Raw genomic sequence first — 17,446 nt, 5'->3', positions numbered from 1 at the left:
GCCCGCAACTGGTCCAGCCCCCAGTCCAGGTCCTCCTTGCTGATCACCAGCGGCGGAGCGATCCGGATCGTCGAGCCGTGCGTGTCCTTCACCAGCACCCCCCGGTCCATCAGCCGCTCCGAGATCTCCCGGCCCGTCCCCCGCGACGGCACGATGTCCACCCCGGCCCACAGCCCGCGTCCCCGTACCGCCTCCACGGCACCGCCGCCCACCAGCAGCCCCAGCTCATGGTGGAGATGGTCGCCCAGCTCCGCCGCGCGCTGCTGGAACTCACCGGTCCGCAGCATCGCGATCACCTCCAGCGCCACCGCGCAGGCCAGCGGATTGCCGCCGAAGGTCGAACCGTGCTCGCCCGGGCGGTACACCCCGAGCACCGCCGCCGAGGACACCACGGCCGACACCGGCACCACCCCGCCGCCCAGCGCCTTGCCGAGGATGTACATGTCCGGGACGACGCCCTCGTGCTCGCACGCGAAGGTCCTGCCGGTCCTGCCGAGGCCCGACTGGATCTCGTCCGCGATGAACAGCACGTCGCGCGCCCGGGTCATCTCCCGTACCCCCGCGAGATACCCGGCCGGCGGGACCAGTACCCCGGCCTCGCCCTGGATCGGCTCCAGCAGCACGGCCACGGTGTTCTCGGTCATCGCCGCGTCCAGCGCGGTGAGATCCCCGTACGGCACGATCTCGAAGCCGGGCGTGTACGGTCCGTAGTCGGCGCGTGCCTCGCTGTCCGTGGAGAAGCTGACGATCGTGGTCGTACGCCCGTGGAAGTTGTCGGCCGCGACGATGATCTTGGCCATCCCGTCCGGTACGCCCTTGACCCGGTACCCCCATTTCCTGGCGGTCTTCACGGCGGTCTCCACGGCCTCCGCCCCGGTGTTCATGGGCAGCACCATCTCCATGCCGCACAGCTCGGCGAGCCGCGTACAGAACTCCGCGAACCGGTCGTGGTGGAACGCCCGGGACGTCAGGGTCACCCGCTCCAACTGCGCCTTGGCAGCATCGATCAGCCTTCTGTTGCCGTGGCCGAAGTTGAGCGCCGAATAGCCGGCGAGCATGTCGAGGAAACGCCGCCCCTCGACATCCGTCATCCACGCGCCGTCCGCCGAGGCGACGACGACGGGCAGCGGGTGGTAGTTGTGCGCACTGTGGGCCTCCGCCGAGGCGATGGCGCTCTCCGTTGTCGACACGGACTCTCCGATCGGTCAGGACAAGTTGTCCGGCGTGGGCGGGGCGATGCCCCACTTTCTATCGTCGCTCACAGGGTGGATGAAGAAACCTTGCTCCCGGCGTGCCCCGGCTGAACAGGCCCTACGTCGAGATGTCCGCCCGCCGCCCGGAATCCCGGCGCCCCGGAGATCCGTTCCCGAGCTGTCGGTCACACCTGAGAGAATGGTGGACATGGCCTCAGAAAGCCCACCCGTCACCCACCACCGCCCTCAGACGCGGTGCTCCGCGCCGAGCCCTCATCTCCGAGCGCTCTCCGGAATCCAGCCCACCGCCGGCTCGTTCCATCTCGGGAACTACCTCGGTGCGGTGCGCCAGTATGTGGCGCTGCAGGACACTCACGACGCGTTCTACATGGTCGTGGACCTGCACGCGATCACGGTGCCCCAGGATCCCGCCGAGCTGCGTGCCAATACGCGTCTCGCCGCCGCCCAGCTTCTCGCCGCCGGCCTGGATCCGCGGCGCTGCACGCTCTTCATCCAGAGCCATGTCCCCGAACACGCCCAGCTCGCCTGGGTGATGAACTGCATCACCGGCTTCGGCGAGGCCTCCCGGATGACGCAGTTCAAGGACAAGTCGGCCAAGCAGGGCGCGGACCGTGCCACGGTCGGCCTCTTCACGTACCCGATCCTCCAGGTCGCGGACATCCTGCTCTACCAGGCCGACGCCGTGCCGGTCGGCGAGGACCAGCGCCAGCACGTCGAGCTGACCCGCGATCTCGCCGAGCGGTTCAACGCGCGCTTCGGACCGACGTTCACGGTCCCGGCGCCGTACATCGTCAAGGAGGTCGCCAAGATCTACGACCTCCAGGACCCGGCGATCAAGATGAGCAAGTCGGCGTCCACGCCCAAGGGCCTGGTCAATCTGCTGGACGAGCCGAAGACCACCGCGAAGAAGATCAAGAGCGCGGTCACCGACACCGGCACGGAGATCCGCTTCGACACCGAGGCCAAGCCGGGCGTCAGCAATCTGCTCACGATCTACTCCACCCTCACGGACACGTCCGTCGCGGAGCTGGAGGAGAAGTACGCCGGCAAGGGTTACGGCGCGCTGAAGACGGACCTGGCGGATGTCATGGTCGACTTCGTCACCCCGTTCAGGACCCGCACCCAGGAGTATCTGGACGATCCGGAGACGCTGGACTCGATCCTGGCCGAGGGCGCGGAGAAGGCCCGGGCCGTGGCCGCCGAGACCCTCGCGCAGGCGTACGACAGAGTCGGTTTCCTGCCCGCCAAGCACTGAGACGGCCTGCCCGGCGCCCGGTCCGGACGCCGGCGGGCGCCGGGTCCGGACCCCGGCGGCACCCCGCCTTCGCACGCTTCGCACGGACGGCGGCTCCGTCCGTCGGTCGGCGTAGGCGCGGGGGCGAGCGCTGGCCAGTCGGCCGGTGCGACCGTCACACTGGCGGACGGCGGCGGCCCCACCGGATCACCGCCCCGGCACCTCGCCGCCGGCCCCGCCCGAGCCATCCGCCACATCACCACCAGACCCGACTGACCCATCCGACACGGACGACACACGGATTGAGGAGAACGACGTGGGGACCGTAACGCTCGGCGTTTCGATCGCGGTCCCGGAGCCGTACGGCAGCCTGATCCAGGAGCGGCGTGCGGGCTTCGGTGATCCCGCCGCGCACGGCATCCCCACCCATGTCACCCTGCTGCCGCCCACCGAGGTCGACTCCTCGGCGCTCCCGGCGATCGAGGCGCATCTCGCCTCGGTCGCGTCGGCGGGCCGCCCCTTCCCGATGCGCCTGTCCGGTACGGGTACGTTCCGGCCGCTCTCCCCGGTCGTCTACATCCAGGTCGTGGAGGGCGCGGCGGCCTGCGCCTGGCTCCAGAAACGGGTCAGGGACAGCTCGGGCCCGCTCGTCCGCGAGCTCCAGTTCCCGTACCACCCGCATGTGACGGTGGCGCACGGCATCGCCGAGGAGGCGATGGACCGGGCGTACGAGGAGCTGTCGGAGTACGCGGCGGCCTGGAGCTGCACATCCTTCGCGCTGTACGAACAGGGCACGGACGGGGTGTGGCGGAAGCTGCACGAGTACATGTTCGGGGGCGACGACGACGGCTCGGACGTGCCCTGCCAGATCACCCCCGCCGACCGGCCCGCCTCGCTGAGCCCCTGAGCCTGCTTGACGCTTACGGACCTCGGAGTCCCACGGGCCCCGGAGCCCCCATGGGCCTCGCGGCCTTACCGACCTCAGACCGGCAGCCTGCGGAACACCGGGCGCGGAAGATGCCGCAGCGCCGACATCACCGGCCGCAGCGCCCCCGGCACCCACACCGTCTCCGAGCGCCGCCGCAGCCCCAGTTCGATCGCGGCCGCCACCGCCTCGGGGGTGGTGGCCAGCGGGGTTTCCGGCCGCCCGGCCGTCCTCGGTGACCGTACGAAGCCCGGCCGTACGATCATGACCTGCACACCCGTGCCCAGCATGGCGTCCCCCAGCCCCTGGGCGAAGGCGTCCAGGCCCGCCTTGCTCGACCCGTAGATGAAGTCCGTACGGCGGGCGCGCTCGCCGGCCACCGACGACAGCACCACCAGCGAGCCGTGCCCCTGGATCTGCAACGCGCCCGCGCACACCAGTCCGGCCGAGACCGCCCCGGTGTAATTGGTCTGCGCGACGCGCACCGCCGCGGGCGGATCCGCCTCGTCGTGCGCCTGGTCGCCCAGGATCCCGAAGGCGAGCAGCACCATGTCGATGTCGCCCTCCGTGAAGACCTTGCCGAGGACCTCGGCGTGCGAGCCGGGGTCCAGGGCGTCGAAGGGGACGGTACGGACCTCCGCGCCCAGGGTCCGCAGCCGGTCGGCGGCGGTGTCCAGGGCGGGGGAGGGGCGGCCGGCCAGCCAGACCGTACGGGTACGGCGGGCGATCAGCCGGCGCGCGGTGGCGAGCCCGATCTCCGAGGTGCCGCCGAGGATGAGCAGGGACTGCGGGATGCCGAAGGCGTCCTTCATGGTGATCGCTCCTTGGAAGGGTGGGGCAGTGGGCACGCGGGCGGGGCCTGGTTCGGACAGGGACGCGCGGGCGGGAACGTACGGACAGGGCCGCGCTACAGATCCAGCCGGCGCGACAGGTCCGAGGTGAACACGGCACCCGGGTCCAGCGCGGCCCGCAGCGCCCGGAACTCGGCCAGCTTCGGGTACATCGCTGCCAGCAGTTCCGGCCGCAGCCGCGCGTCCTTCGCGAGATTGACCCGCCCGCCGGCCGCCGCGACGTCCTCGTCCAGCTCGTCCAGGAACGACCCCGCACCGGTCAGCCCCGCGGGCAGATCCAGGGCCAGTGCCCAGCCGGCCGCCGGGAACGACAGCCACCCCGGGTCCGCCTCACCGAACCGTTTCAGTACGGCGAGGAAGGACGGGAAGCCGCGGCGCGCCACCCGCTCCACGATCCGGCGCAGCGCCTCCTCCTGCCCGTCGCCGACGACGAACTGGTACTGGACGAAGCCCTGCCGTCCGTAGACCCGGTTCCAGCGCGGCACCCCGTCCAGCGGATGGAAGAAGGCGGAGAGGCGTTGCAGTTCACCGGTCCGCCGCCGGGGAGCCCCGCGGTACCAGACCCCGTTGAGGAGCCCGACCGCCGCGCGGCCCAGCAGCCCCGACGGGAGGTGGGCGGGCGTGGCGGGGAGCCGGGCAGGGCGGAAGGCGAGCGGCCGGCGCCGGGCGCGCGCCGGGAGTGCTTCGAGCGCTTCCAGCGGCGCGTGTTCCGCGCGCATCAGGACCGAGCGCCCCAGCGCACTCCCGCGCGCCAGCAGATCGATCCGGGCGACGGCATAGCGGTACGGGCGGCCGGTCGCCGGGTTGGCCGCGGTCAGCCGGGCCAGCAGATCGTCCAGGTCCCCGGCCCGCTCGGTGTCCACGGTCATCAGCGAGGTCGCGACCGGGTGCAGCCGTACGGTCGCCGACAGGACCACCCCGGTCAGCCCGAGACCGCCCGCGGTCGCGTCGAACAGCGGGGTGCCGGGCAGGACCGTACGGATCTCGCCATCGGCGGTCAGCAGTTCCAGCGACAGCACATGGCGGGCGAAGGACCCCGACACCTGGTGGTTCCCGCCGTGGATGTCGCCGCCGATCGCCCCGCCGACCGTGACGTACCGGGTCCCGGGCGTCACCGGTACGAACCAGCCGAGCGGGACGAGCACCTCCATCAGCCGGTGCAGGCTCACCCCCGCGTCGCACGCGACCACACCGCCGTCCGCGTCGATCGCGTGGATCCGGTCCAGGGCGGTCATGTCGAGCACGGAGCCGCCCGCGTTCTGCGCCGCGTCGCCGTACGCCCGGCCGAGACCGCGGGCGATGGAACCGCGGGGCCCCGCACCCCGTACGGCCTCGGCGGTCTCCTCGTACGAACGGGGGCGCACCAGCAGGGCCGTCGTCGGCGCGGTCCGGCCCCAGCCGGTCAGCGAGACATAGGGGTCGTACGGGTCGTGCGGGTCGTACGGATCGCGCACCGCGTCGGCCGCGGTGCCGGTGTCGGCAGGCATGAGGGTGACCGTATCGCCCTGTACGCCATTCTTTGTCACCTTTCATCCCGTGCCCCTGTGAATGGGTGGCCCGTATGAATGGGTGGCCGCGGGCGCCCGGCGCTCCTTCACCGATCCCGGGGTAGGTGTCCACCATGGACTGGCTCAAGAAAATCCCGGTGATCGGTCCGCTGGCCGCCCCGCTGGTGGACCGGCTGGTACGGACGCATCTGTGGCGGTCGTACGAGACGCTCGACCGGGTCCGCTGGGCACGGCTGGCCGCGGCCATCACCTTCACCAGCTTTGTGGCGCTCTTCCCGCTGATCACGGTGGCCGCGGCGATCGGTGCCGCGCTGCTGAGCCGGAGTCAGCTCGACCGGCTCAGGGCGAGCCTGGAGGAGCAGGTCCCCGGGATCTCCGGCCAGCTCGACATCAGCGGTCTGGTGGCCAACGCCGGGACGGTCGGGGTGGTCGCCGCCGCGCTGCTGCTCCTCACCGGGATCGGCTGGATCGGTTCGATGCGGGAGTGCCTGCGGGCCGTCTGGGAGCTGGACAAGGCCGACGAGGGCAATCCGGTCGTCCTCAAGGCCAAGGACGCGGTGGTGCTGCTCGGTCTCGGCGCCGTCGGCCTCGGCTCGCTCGGCGCCTCCACCTTCGGCTCCACGGCCATCGGCTGGACCGCCGCCAGGCTGGGCATCCCCGAGGGCGGCGCGGGCGGAGTGGTGCTCCAGACCGCCGCGCTGCTGGTGGCGGTCGCGGCCGACTTCCTGATCCTGCTGTACGTCCTGACGCTGCTGCCCCAGGTGCAGCCGCCCCGCCACCGGCTCCTCGTCGCCGCGCTCATCGGCGCCGTCGGCTTCGAACTGCTCAAGCTGCTGATCGGCGGCTATATCCGAGGGGTGGCGGCGAAGAGCGTGTACGGCGCGTTCGGGGTGCCGGTGGCGCTGCTGCTGTGGATCAACTTCACGGCGAAACTGCTGCTGTTCTGCGCCGCCTGGACGGCGACCCCGGACCGGGAGCCACTGGCCCGCGAACCGGCCGGAGACGGCGGCGACGGTGGTACGGGAGGCCTGGGCGCCTCGGCCGGCGACCGCTGCGCCGGTGCTACTCGCGCGGACGCCGCCGTGCGAGATCGGGGAGCGGCCAGCGCCGGTTGACCACGTACACTCCGCCCGCCAGCAGGACCAGCGCCCCGCCGGAGACCGCGAGCGCGGTTCCTATGCCTCCCGAACTCCCGCTGTTGGCGGCGGCGAGCGGGGTGGGTCCCGTCTTGCCGCCCTTGCCTACGCCGACCGCGGTCGGGCTCGGCGAGGCGTTCGTCGCGGCCGACTTCGGCGGCACCAGCACACCGACCGGCTTCACCTTGCCGACCGCCGCGAAGCCCCAGTCCAGCAGCCGGGTCGTCTCCTGGTAGACCGCCTGGCCCTCGTGCGAGGACGGGTTCATGACCGTCACCAGCAGTACCTTGCCGTTCCGCTCGGCGACACCGGTGAAGGTCGCGCCCGCGTGGGTGGTGTTGCCGTTCTTCACGCCCGCGATGCCCTTGTACGGGGCGATGCCGGGGGCGCCGGTCAGCAGCCGGTTGGTGTTCTGGATCTCGAAGAACTCCCGCTTGGGCAGGCCCTTCTGGGGCTTCACGGCCTTCTTCGGCTTCTCACCCTTCTCCGGCTCGGGCGGCTTGATCGGCTCGCCGGGGAACTTGGCCGTCGCGGTCGCCGCGTACTCGCGGAAGTCCTTCTTCTGGAGCCCGGAGCGGGCGATCAGGGTGAGGTCGTACGCGCTGGAGACCTGGCCCGGCTCGTCGTAGCCGTCCGGTGAGACGACATGTGTGTCGAGTGCCTGGAGCTCGTCGGCGTGCGCCTGCATGTCCTTGACGGTCTTCTTGACCCCGTCGTTCATGGCCGCGAGCACATGGACCGCGTCGTTCCCGGAGCGCAGGAACACCCCCAGCCACAGATCGTGGACGGTGTAGCTGAGATTCTCCTTGACCCCGACCAGGCTGCTGCCCTCGCCGACCGGCTCCAGCTCGGCCGGTTTCACCTTGTGCGATTCGTTCTTGGGGAGCTTGGGCAGCAGGGTGTCCGCGAAGAGCATCTTGAGGGTCGAGGCCGGAGCCAGCCGCCAGTGGGCGTTGTGCGAGGCCAGTACGTCGCCGGTCTCCGCGTCCGCGACGATCCAGGACCGGCCGCTCAGCTTCTTGGGCAGCACCGGGGCCCCCTTGCCGAGATCCACCTGGGTGCCCGCCTTGCCGAGTCTGGCCCCGCCGACGGTGGACATCTTGGCGGGCGGCCGTGGCTCGGAGTCCGGCCCTTCGGCCTTTCTGGTCGCGGACGCCGGCGCGGCGGTCAGAAGCGGCAACAACGCGGCAGCGGTGACCGTCAGCGCGGTCTTTTTCAGAGCAGACACGTTCGAAAACGTACAGGGAGTCGACAATGCTTCCGACACCGGCGGGGTGAACCGCCGCCCCCTCCGCCGGACCGGCTCAACCTTTCGCGGCGCGCTGCGGTCCGACCGTATGTCCGGCGGACCATCGGAAGGTATGGGCGACAGGCGTTCGGATTTCGCGGTGGAATTCGCGGCGGCCTCAGTACCCCGCCGCCGCCCGCCGGCGGGCGGCGGCGATACTGAATCCATGAAGCTCAGCCGCCCCGTCTCCTGGTTCCTGCTCGCGTTCGGGGTGTGGAGCTGGTTCATCTGGATCACTTTCGTCAAGAACCTGTGGCAGGACGGGAGTGGACTGGCGTTCGATGACGCCGGTGATCCCACGGGGTATTTCTGGGTGCACTTGCTGCTCGCCATCGTGTCCTTCCTCCTGGGGACGGCCGTGGGCGCGATCGGGTTCCGTGGTGTACGCGCGCTGAGGCGCGAACCGGCCGAATGAACCGGCCGGACAAGCCGGCCGGCTGAACCGGCCGTACGAGCCGGCCCGGCTACGAGGCCGGACAACCGGGTCGGACAGACCGCACAACAGATACAGACAGGGATAGGGGGACCGTTCGTGGTCGTCGTGGTCGTTCTGGGGGTGCTCGCCGCCGTCGCGCTGGTCGTCGCGGCGCACTGGTACGTGTGGCGGCGCCTGGTGCGCGACACGACGGAGGGGCGCGGTACGGCTCGCGTACTCGGCACCGCGGCCATTGTCGTACTGCCGTTGCTGTCCTTCGCCGCGGTGGCCGTGGGACGGTCCGGGACTCCGTTCCGCCTTCAGCAGATCGTGGCATGGCCCGGCTACTTGTGGCTCGCGCTGCTGCTCTATCTGGTGCTGGCCCTGCTGGTGGGTGAGGCGGTACGGCCGCTGGTCCGCCGGCTGACGGACCGCGGGGACCGCGCGGCGGCCGAGCCCGGGACCGCCGCGACTTCCGAGACCGCCGAGTCGGCACAGCCGCTGGTCACCGCGGGCGCGGCGGCCCGTACGGCATCTCCCGCCACCACCGGCGGCTCCCTGGCCGAGGGCGGTACCGACGCGGACGGTCCGGCTCCCCGGCCCGCCGCCACCGCCCCCTCCCGCAGGCTCTTCGTCTCCCGGATCGTCGGCGGCGCCGCCGCGACCGCCGCCCTCGCCACGACCGGCTACGGCACCTATGGCGTCCTGCGCGGCCCCCGCCTCAAGCGGGTCACCGTACCGCTCGCGAAACTGCCGCGGTCCGCGCACGGTTTCCGTGTCGCCGTCGTCAGCGACATCCATCTCGGCCCGATCCTGGGCCGCGCCCACACCCAGCGCATCGTCGACACGATCAACTCCGCCCGGCCCGATCTGATCGCCGTCGTCGGCGACCTGGTCGACGGCAGCGTCGAGGATCTCGGGCCCGCCGCCGAGCCGCTCGCCGGCCTGGAGGCACCGCACGGCGCGTTCTTCGTCACCGGCAACCACGAGTACTTCTCGGGCGCCGCCGCCTGGGTCGACCACGTACGCGAACTGGGGCTGCGGCCCCTGGAGAACGAGCGCGTGGAGATCCCCGGCTTCGATCTCGCCGGGGTCAACGATGTCGCCGGGGAGAGCGAGGGCTCGGGCCCCGACTTCGCCAAGGCGCTCGGCGACCGCGACCGGACGAGAACCTCCGTGCTCCTCGCGCACCAGCCCGTCGTCATCGACGACGCCGTACGCCAGGGTGTCGACCTCCAGCTCTCCGGACACACCCACGGCGGCCAGCTCTGGCCCGGCAACTACCTGGCGGAGCTGGCCAATCCGACCGTGGCGGGCCTGGAGCGGTACGGCGACACCCAGCTCTATGTCACGCGCGGCGCGGGCGCCTGGGGCCCGCCGGTCCGCGTCGGCGCCCCCTCCGACATCACCCTCGTACAGCTCGCCTCGCTCCAGGCGTAACGCACTCCAGCAGCACCGAACACCAGCACCCGTAGCACAGAAGGGGCATGGGAAGAGGCCGGTCATGGTCTCGTCCCATGCCCCTTTTTCCGGCTTACATGGCGGTAATCCGACTGTTGCCCGCGAGAGCCGGTATTTCCCTTCCACAGGTCTTTCGCTTGTGGTTGGGTGAGCGCCATCACGGTCAGGGGTGGGCGTGGCAGAGGGGCGCGGCATGCGGACTGTACGTCTGCGGATACTGGTCATTTGTCTGGTGCTGGCGGCTGCCGGGGTGGGCGGCTGGCAGCTGCTCCCGTCAGACCGGGCCGAGCGGATACCGATCACGGTCGGGACGACGGACGTCGTCACATCGCTCGATCCGGCGGGCGCCTACGACGCGGGCTCCTGGGCACTGTTCAGCAATGTCTACCAGTCCCTCCTCACGTTCAAACCCAGTTCCATCACGCCCGTTCCCGACGCCGCGCGCACCTGCGACTTCGTCGGTACGGAACTGCGCGCCTACCGCTGCGAGGTACGGGACGATCTCCGCTTCCCGAGCGGGCGCAAGGTCACCGGCGCGGATGTGAAGTTCTCCTTCGACCGGGTGCTGGCGATCAAGGCGGACGTCGGTCCGCAGTCCCTGTTCACCACCCTCAAGTCGGTGGTGGCGCAGGGCCAGACCGTCACCTTCAACCTCGGTTCGCGGGACGCGACCTTCCCGCTGAAGGTCGCCACCGGAGCCGGTTCCATCGTCGACCGCACCCGCTATCCGGCGACTTCGCTGCGCCAGGGCGACGAGGCCGACGGCTCGGGCCCGTACCTCCTCACGTCGTACACTCCCGGCGCGCGGGCGCATCTCGTGCCCAACCCCGCGTACCGGGGCGCGGTCGAGACCGGAGGGCCGGTCGATGTCCGCTACTTCAAGACCTCGGACGATCTGGCCGCGGCCTGGAAGGCGCGCAGCGTCGATGTGACACACCGTCAGCTCCCGCCGGAGCTGATCGCGGGACTGGACGCGGGCCAGGACGGCATCCGGGTCAACGAGGCCGAGAGCGCCGCGATCCGCAATCTCGTCTTCAATGTGCGCGACGGGTCGCCGATGGCCGGCACCGCGGTACGCAGGGCCGTCGCCGCGGTCGTCGACCGGGCCGGGATCGCCAGCGACGTCTACGAATCGACCGTCGATCCGCTCTACTCGCTGATCCCGCAGGGCATCACCTCGCACACCACTCCCTTCTTTGACTCCTACCCGCAGCCGGACCGCGAGCGGGCGAAGAAGCTCCTCTCGGACGCGGGGGTGGAGACGCCCGTACAGTTCACGCTCGCGTACGCGCAGGGCGGGTCGGCCGCGCAGGAGGCGGCGGAGCTGCGCAGACAGCTCGAAGCCACCGGGCTGTTCCGGGTGAGGACCGTCGAGCGCGAGTGGACGGCGTTCCAGAAGGGCTACTCCGCCGGGCAGTTCGACGCGTACTGCGTGAGCTGGCTGCCGGACTTCCCGGACCCCGACAACTTCGTGCAGCCGCTGGTCGGCCGCGACTCGACCCTGCACAACGGCTACTCCAGCGAGCGCGTCGACCAGTTGATCGAGTCCACGCAGCGGTACGACGAACGGGCCCGCGCCTCGGCGGACTTCAAGACGCTCCAGCGGGTGGTCGCGCAGGATGTGCCGATGCTGCCGCTGTGGCAGAAGAAGAACTACGTCCTCAGCACCGAGGACATCACGGGCTCGCAGTACCTCTCGGACGGTACGGGGCTGTGGCGGCTGTGGGCGCTGGGCCGGCTCTGACCCGGCGCTGCGGGGCCCGCACCGCACGGCGGTTACGACGGTTACGGTCGCGGTGACGAGCGCGGCAGCGGCAGCGTCACCGTGACCGCCAGGCCCGCGCCCGGTGCGGTCTCCACCGCGACCTCGCCACCGTGCGAGGCCACCACCGCCTGCACGATGGACATCCCGAGCCCGCTGCCTCCGGTACCGGCGGTGCCTTCTCCCGCACCGCCCGCGCCCGAACCGCCCTCGCCCGCCGCACGGCTTCCGCCCGCTCCGCTTCCGCCCGTCACACGGAAGAAGCGGTCGAAGATACGGTCCGCGTCGGCGCCCTCCATGCCGGGACCCCGGTCCGCGATCCGCAGCCGTACCTCACCGCCCTCCGAGCGGGTCAGCTCCACCGCCACCGGCGCCGCCACCGGAGTGTGCACCCGTACGTTCGTCAGCAGATTCCCAATGACCTGCCGCAGCCCGGACTCGTCGCCCCGGACCAGCATCGTGCCGTTCGCCGCCACCTCGACCGTACGGTCCGGCTGCTGCGCCCGCAGATCGTCCGCCGCGTCCCGCACCAGCCTGCTCAGGTCCACCGGCCGCAGCCGCAGTTCGGGCCGCTGGTCCAGCCGGGCCAGGGTCAGCAGTTCGTCGACGAGCCGCCCCATCCGGTCCGCCTCCGCGTTCATCCGGGCCATGGCACGCTCGCGCTCCGCCGCCCCGCGCAGCATCCCCCGGTCGTAGAGGTGGAGATAGCCCCGGATCGCGGCCAGCGGGGTGCGCAGCTCGTGCGAGGCGTCCGCGACGAACCGGCGCAGCTGGGCCGCGCTGCGCTCCCGCGTCATATGCGCCGATTCGACCTGCTGGAGCATGGAGTTGAGCGCGAGGCGGAGCTGTTCGGTCTCCGCGACACTGTCGTGGCGGCCCGGTGTCCGCCGGGTCAGATCGCCCTCGGCGATGGCGGACGCGGTCTCCACCATGTCCTCCAGCGGGCGCAGCGTACGGCTCGCACCCATCAGGGTGATCATCGCGAGCAGCACCAGCAGCAGGGTCCCGGACGCCAGGTCCAGCTTGAGCGCGCGCTGGAGGCTCTTGTGCACGGTCTTGGTGGACTTCGCGAGGAGCACCACCGAGCCGTCGCGGAGCTGCGCGGCCGTCATCCGGTACGGCTCGCCGTCCACGTCCACATCGCGTGCGGTGTCGTGACGGGCCGCGGCCACCGGGTCCTCGACCGCCGCGGCCAGCGCCCGCTGGCGCTCGCTCGGCGGAATCCCGATGAGGGACAGCACCCGGCCCGAGCCGTCGACGGCCACGAAGACGGTGTCGGGCTTGGGCAGCGTGCTCGCCCCCGAGGCACCGGGCGCGAGGATGTCCCGTACCGCCGCGAGCGCGCTCAGGGACTCCATCTGCTTCACGGTGATCCCGGTGCGCTGGAACCCCTGGCGGGAGCCGGTCAGTTCGGCGTCGATCGAGCCGAGGAGATAGTGGCGCAGCCCGAAGAGGCTGACACCGGTCGCGATGGTGATGCCCAGCGCGAGCAGCAGCACATTGACGAGGGTGAGCCGGGTCCGCAGCGAGTCCCCGCGGCCGGCGCGCCAGGCACGGATCCGGTGGTGCGGCCGACGCCGGTACGTACCGTTCCGGCGGTACGGACGGTACGTACGGCGCGGGCGGGGCGGGCCGGTCACGCCGGGCTCGCCAGGCCGTACCCCACACCGCGCCGGGTGGTGATCAACGGCGGTCCCAGCGGGTCGAGTTTGCGCCGCAGATAGCTGATGTACGTCTCCACGACCGTGGACTCGGCGGCGTGTTCGTACCGCCAGACATGCCGCAGCAGTTCCTCCTTGCTCACCACCGAACCGGCGTTGCGCACCAGGAAGCGCAGCAGCGCGTACTCGGTGGGCGTGAGGTCCACGGCCCGGCCCGCCCTGCGTACGGTGTACGTCGCCTCGTCCAGCTCCAGATCCGCGTACCGCAGCGGCGGGCGGGCCGGCAGCCGGTCGGCCGGCCGGGTCCGGCGCAGCACCGCCCGGATCCTGGCGATCACCTCGTCCACATTGAACGGCTTGGTGATGTAGTCGTCGCCCAGCGCCAGCCCGCCCACGATCTCCGCGGGCGCGTCCCGCGCGGTCAGGAAGACCACCGCCGTCTCGGGGTGCGACGCGCGCAGTTGGCGCCCGATCTCGCGGCCGTCGCCGTCCGGCAGCATCACATCGAGCAGCGCCGCGTCGGGGCGTCTGCGCCGTACCGCCTCCGCGGCCTCCCGTACGGTCGACGCGGACACCACCTCGAAGCGGTGGTAGCGCAGGGCGATGGCGAGGACGTCCGCGATGCTCGGCTCGTCCTCCACGACCAGCACGGTCGCCGCCGCCGTCGAGTCCCCGTCCGGCACGGCCCCGTCCGTCATGCTCCTGTCCGTCGTGGCCCCATCCGTCATGGTCCCAGTATCCGCAACGCATCCGGCCCGGGTCCGGGGCCCTGCTTGGGAGTTCCCTGTGAGTCGGGCCCGGGGGCCCGCGCCGCGCCCTTCCCCCGGCCGATCCTGGGATCCGTCCGGGGGAACGGATGGACGGACCCGGGGGACCGGGAGAGGGGCGGAGACCGTGGAGGCATGGGCACGCAAGGGGGCGGTACGGCTGCCGGGCTGGCTGGACAGGAGGCTTTCCCGCGTCGCGACGGAGCCACGCGGGAAGGCGTCCGAACCCACCCCGAGCCCTTCCACCGGCCCGGTCCACGCGACGGTGGTGCACGGTTTCGTACGGTCGCCCGAGGGCGAACCGGTCGGCTCCGCGACCCTCACCCTGCTCACCCCGGCCGGCCACCAGCTCGACCGGGTGGAGTCCCTGGCCGACGGCTCCTACATCCTCGCGGCCCCGGCAGCGGGCCCGTACCTGCTCCTGACCACCTCACCCGGCTACGAGCCCTGGACGCACCGCATCACCATCGGCCCCGAGGCAACGGTCCACGACCTGACCCTGACGGAGGAGACGGTGGACGCGGTCAACTGATGCCGCGGTCGGTCGGGCGGTGGCCGCCGCCGCCCAAGACGCACCAGCCCCCCGCTTTCAAGCGGTGGGGCCCGGATCAGCTCAGGGACTTCTCGATGGCCTCGAAGATGTCCGAGTCCGTCTCCTTCTGCCAGTCCGGGAGGTCGGGCCAGTCCGCGACGTAACCGGGCTTCGGATTCTCGAAGTGCTTGAACATCTGAGCCGTCCAGCATGTGGCGACGAAGCGGCTCTTCTGTTCGCGCGTGAGGCGTGAGGCGTGGCCACTGCTCAGGGCAAGGAACTGACGCACCTGCTCGTAGACCGCACTCGCTGCTTCACGCTCCCACTCCGGGGTGTCCTCCCAAGGCGTCACATAGCCGGGCTTGGGCTCGCCGGGAAAGTGTTCACGTACCCCCGCGATCCACGTCTCACGGAACAGCCGCGCGCCCTCGGTCTGCGACATGCCTACCCCTCTCGGTGCGTTGCGCTCAGCGCGTCGATCTCGGCGTCCAGCTCGGCAACGCGGACATCGTGTGCGAGACCGCCGAAGTCTGCGCGCAGAGCCTGGAGTCTACGGACGACATAGCCCGAGGAAGATTGTTGCGCGAGATGAAGTGCCTGGCGGCCATAGGCGACGACTTGTTCCGGATCCTCGCGCTTGACGCCGACGGCGGCCAGATTGGCAAGGACGACACCCCGCCGCCGAAACGACTGGCCTTCTGCGAGGGCTACTTGGCCAAGAGCGCCCCGGAGGGTCCGTTCGGCGAGATCGAGTCGGCCGAGCTGCACAAACCGCGCTCCACGTTCCTCCGCGAGGCGTGAGCCGTCGAAGCGGAGCCATCCCCTGTTCTGCGTGGATCCAGCCAGGTCTACGACCTTCTCGGCTTCGTCCAGCGCACGTTCACATGCCGCCAGGTCACCGAGTCCCGCGAACGCCTCGGCCTGTACTGCGGCAACCCAATGCCGCGTCGAGAGCGAACTGTCTCCGCGCCGGGCGATTCGGTCAGCGGCCGACAGGATGCCCACAGCTTCCTGGTAGCGGCGTTCGTGCACATCCACGTAGGCGTGACGGGTGAGGGCGCAGGCCCAGAGGTCGTACGAGCCGGCCTCTTTGCTGGCCGATGCGGCCAGCAGGTACGAAGCCGCCGCGTCCGTATAGCGGTTGTCATCGAACGCCAGCTCACCGGCGAGCTGAAAGATGTCCCCGGCGGCGCCGCAGAGCGCCTTTGCCTCCGTCAGCGACAACTCCCGTGCAGCGCCTGTCGTCCGTGAACCCAGCAGTGACGCGGAGGCGGGCCGCGGAATGCTCCTCGTTGACGCTCACGCCTACCGTTGGGACACCGACGTGTGCCGATGGGGCAGGCGCGTCTGAGCGGAACTGCTTGTCGAAAACCCCGGCCATCGCCTGATCGCGCCGAGCAGCAACGCATATACGTGACATCCGGCCTGGTCAATTGTTCTTCGGCGAAGCCGCGCGGGACGCCGCAGCCTCCGCCATGCCCGGCAGGAAGTCCGTGAACAGCTCGTGCACTTCGCGTACGAGCGGACGCAGCACGCGGAAGCGGGAGAGCGCTACGCCGCGGGAGGTCAGACGGGCGCCGCGTTCGGCGAGGCGGCGGCTGCGGACGCTGTTCTCGGAGCGGTCGAAGACCCAGAACAGGACCAGGCCCATCTGCGAGAGCCACATCAACTCGGGGAGTATGCCGGTCAGTTCGTCGGCGACCTTCGCCGTGGACCCGGCCAGCGCCTCGCGGTGGACGGCGATGGCCGCGTCCCGGGCATGCTCCGACTCCGGGGAGAAGGGGCTCAGCGGACTCTCCGGATCCGCCGCGTTCTTGAAGAACTGAGCGGCGAACTCGTGGTACGGCGCGGCGATGTCGAGCCAGACCTTCAGCACACCGGCCATCCGCGCCTCGAGATCCGTCTCCCGGTCCAGGACCGGCCGGACCGCCACCCGGTGTTCGGCGGCGATCCGGTCGTAGAAGCCCTGGACGAGATGTTCCTTGGACGAGAAGTAGTAGTACGCGTTCCCGACGGAGACCCCGGCGTCCTGCGCGATGGCCCGCATCGTCGTCCTGTCGTAACCGCGCTCCTGGAAGAGCCGCAGCGCGGTTTCGAGGATGAGCGTGCGGGTCTGTTCGCTCTTGGGGGCCGGGGACCGGGCGGTCCTGATCGCCTTGGCGGCCCTCCCGTCCCGCTGCGGATCCTTCACGGCGTTCTCGTCCTTCACCCGCCCGAGCCTAATGCGATCCGGCGGGCACCTCGCAAACGCGTCCGGCGCTCATCACATGGTGCTCAGTGAACGGGCGTAGTTGATCTGGCCCATGACCATCTGGAAGGCGGACGGGCTGGTCGCCGGGATCATCGTCGAGTGGTGCTTGCCGCCGCTGGTCACCGAGACCTGGATGAAGCCCGTCGTCGTCTTCTCCTTCATCAGCAGGAAGAGCAGACCGATCAGGCAGAAGAGGAAGAAGACGATCGCCAGCACGATGGCGTACGCCGGGATCTTCTCCTCCGTACGGGACAGGTCCGTGGCGTTCCACACCGCGCCCTTCAGCGGCAGCGTGCCCGACGGGGTCACGATCGAGTCGCTCAGCACGGTGATGTCGCCTATCGACACCAGCGGAGCGCCGCCGCCCATCGGTACGGGGTACGGGGCGGCCGACGGATAGCCGTAGCCCGGCGCGGGGGTGGCCCCGGGGCGGGGTAGCCA

The 17,446-nt window shown here is 70.8% G+C and carries 16 protein-coding genes and 1 pseudogene; 7 read left to right on the top strand and 10 right to left on the bottom strand.

Features of this window, described 5'->3' with window-relative positions; all coding sequences use genetic code 11:
* Positions 1-1,190 (bottom strand): ornithine--oxo-acid transaminase (rocD, locus tag WH07_RS19940; protein WP_046501665.1); only part of this gene is annotated, 1,190 nt, incomplete at its 3' end.
* Positions 1,191-1,392: 202 nt separating this feature from the next.
* Here rocD and trpS point away from each other — a divergent pair.
* Together trpS and WH07_RS19930 are read left to right on the top strand one after the other, a co-directional pair.
* Positions 1,393-2,469 (top strand): tryptophan--tRNA ligase, encoded by a 1,077-nt coding sequence (trpS, locus tag WH07_RS19935; RefSeq protein WP_408645874.1) that lies wholly within the window; start codon positions 1,393-1,395, stop codon positions 2,467-2,469.
* 295 nt (positions 2,470-2,764) lie between these two features.
* Entirely contained in the window at positions 2,765-3,355 is a 591-nt protein-coding gene (locus WH07_RS19930) for a 2'-5' RNA ligase family protein (protein ID WP_046501663.1), read from the top strand.
* 74 nt (positions 3,356-3,429) lie between these two features.
* On the opposite strand, the gene WH07_RS19925 is transcribed toward WH07_RS19930, so the two are convergent.
* Both WH07_RS19925 and WH07_RS19920 read right to left on the bottom strand, forming a co-directional pair.
* Positions 3,430-4,185 carry a decaprenylphospho-beta-D-erythro-pentofuranosid-2-ulose 2-reductase gene (locus WH07_RS19925; RefSeq protein WP_046501661.1) on the bottom strand — a complete coding sequence of 252 codons (756 nt, stop codon included), beginning with the start codon at positions 4,183-4,185 and terminating at the stop codon, positions 3,430-3,432.
* Between the two features lie 95 nt (positions 4,186-4,280).
* Positions 4,281-5,711, bottom strand: coding sequence for an FAD-binding oxidoreductase (locus WH07_RS19920; protein ID WP_079023377.1), 1,431 nt, complete (start codon positions 5,709-5,711; stop codon positions 4,281-4,283).
* 134 nt (positions 5,712-5,845) lie between these two features.
* On the opposite strand from WH07_RS19920, the gene WH07_RS19915 reads away from it, so the two are divergent.
* Positions 5,846-6,847 (top strand): YihY/virulence factor BrkB family protein, encoded by a 1,002-nt coding sequence (locus tag WH07_RS19915; RefSeq protein ID WP_046501657.1) that lies wholly within the window; start codon positions 5,846-5,848, stop codon positions 6,845-6,847.
* Here the strand turns inward: WH07_RS19915 and WH07_RS19910 are convergent.
* Positions 6,795-8,096: a D-alanyl-D-alanine carboxypeptidase family protein gene (locus WH07_RS19910; RefSeq protein WP_046501656.1), complete on the bottom strand. Its 1,302-nt coding sequence runs from the start codon at positions 8,094-8,096 to the stop codon at positions 6,795-6,797. The two genes, WH07_RS19915 and WH07_RS19910, sit on opposite strands and share 53 nt — an antisense overlap.
* 226 nt (positions 8,097-8,322) lie before the next feature.
* On the opposite strand from WH07_RS19910, the gene WH07_RS41270 reads away from it, so the two are divergent.
* The 3 genes from WH07_RS41270 (at position 8,323) to WH07_RS19895 (ending at position 11,776) form a co-directional block, all read left to right on the top strand.
* Positions 8,323-8,571 (top strand): SCO4848 family membrane protein, encoded by a 249-nt coding sequence (locus WH07_RS41270; protein ID WP_046501654.1) that lies wholly within the window; start codon positions 8,323-8,325, stop codon positions 8,569-8,571.
* A gap of 117 nt (positions 8,572-8,688) precedes the next feature.
* Complete coding sequence (locus WH07_RS19900) at positions 8,689-10,011, top strand: metallophosphoesterase (RefSeq protein WP_046501651.1); 1,323 nt, start codon at positions 8,689-8,691, stop codon at positions 10,009-10,011.
* 214 nt (positions 10,012-10,225) lie between these two features.
* Positions 10,226-11,776 carry an ABC transporter substrate-binding protein gene (locus tag WH07_RS19895; protein WP_046501649.1) on the top strand — a complete coding sequence of 517 codons (1,551 nt, stop codon included), beginning with the start codon at positions 10,226-10,228 and terminating at the stop codon, positions 11,774-11,776.
* A 41-nt stretch (positions 11,777-11,817) separates the two neighbouring features.
* Here the strand turns inward: WH07_RS19895 and WH07_RS19890 are convergent, their stop codons facing one another.
* Positions 11,818-13,353 carry a sensor histidine kinase gene (locus WH07_RS19890; RefSeq protein ID WP_046501673.1) on the bottom strand — a complete coding sequence of 512 codons (1,536 nt, stop codon included), beginning with the start codon at positions 13,351-13,353 and terminating at the stop codon, positions 11,818-11,820.
* Positions 13,354-13,430: 77 nt separating this feature from the next.
* Positions 13,431-14,153 carry a response regulator transcription factor gene (locus WH07_RS19885; protein WP_046501646.1) on the bottom strand — a complete coding sequence of 241 codons (723 nt, stop codon included), beginning with the start codon at positions 14,151-14,153 and terminating at the stop codon, positions 13,431-13,433.
* 196 nt (positions 14,154-14,349) lie between these two features.
* On the opposite strand from WH07_RS19885, the gene WH07_RS39865 reads away from it, so the two are divergent.
* Entirely contained in the window at positions 14,350-14,754 is a 405-nt protein-coding gene (locus WH07_RS39865; RefSeq protein ID WP_046501644.1) for a carboxypeptidase-like regulatory domain-containing protein, read from the top strand.
* Positions 14,755-14,830: 76 nt separating this feature from the next.
* Here the strand turns inward: WH07_RS39865 and WH07_RS19875 are convergent, their stop codons facing one another.
* The 4 genes and pseudogenes from WH07_RS19875 to WH07_RS19860 all read right to left on the bottom strand — a co-directional run.
* Positions 14,831-15,196 carry a hypothetical protein gene (locus WH07_RS19875; RefSeq protein ID WP_046501641.1) on the bottom strand — a complete coding sequence of 122 codons (366 nt, stop codon included), beginning with the start codon at positions 15,194-15,196 and terminating at the stop codon, positions 14,831-14,833.
* 2 nt (positions 15,197-15,198) lie between these two features.
* A pseudogene (locus tag WH07_RS19870) lies at positions 15,199-15,966 on the bottom strand (transcriptional regulator); the annotation flags it as partial.
* 217 nt (positions 15,967-16,183) lie between these two features.
* Entirely contained in the window at positions 16,184-16,906 is a 723-nt protein-coding gene (locus tag WH07_RS19865) for a TetR/AcrR family transcriptional regulator (protein ID WP_046501668.1), read from the bottom strand.
* A 111-nt stretch (positions 16,907-17,017) separates the two neighbouring features.
* Positions 17,018-17,446: Asp23/Gls24 family envelope stress response protein (locus WH07_RS19860; RefSeq protein WP_046501639.1), on the bottom strand; the 429-nt coding region annotated here is incomplete at its 5' end.

The sequence above is a fragment of the Streptomyces odonnellii genome, from assembly GCF_000981895.1.
GTDB lineage: Bacteria > Actinomycetota > Actinomycetes > Streptomycetales > Streptomycetaceae > Streptomyces > Streptomyces odonnellii.
This window is presented reverse-complemented; position numbering and strand designations above follow the sequence as displayed.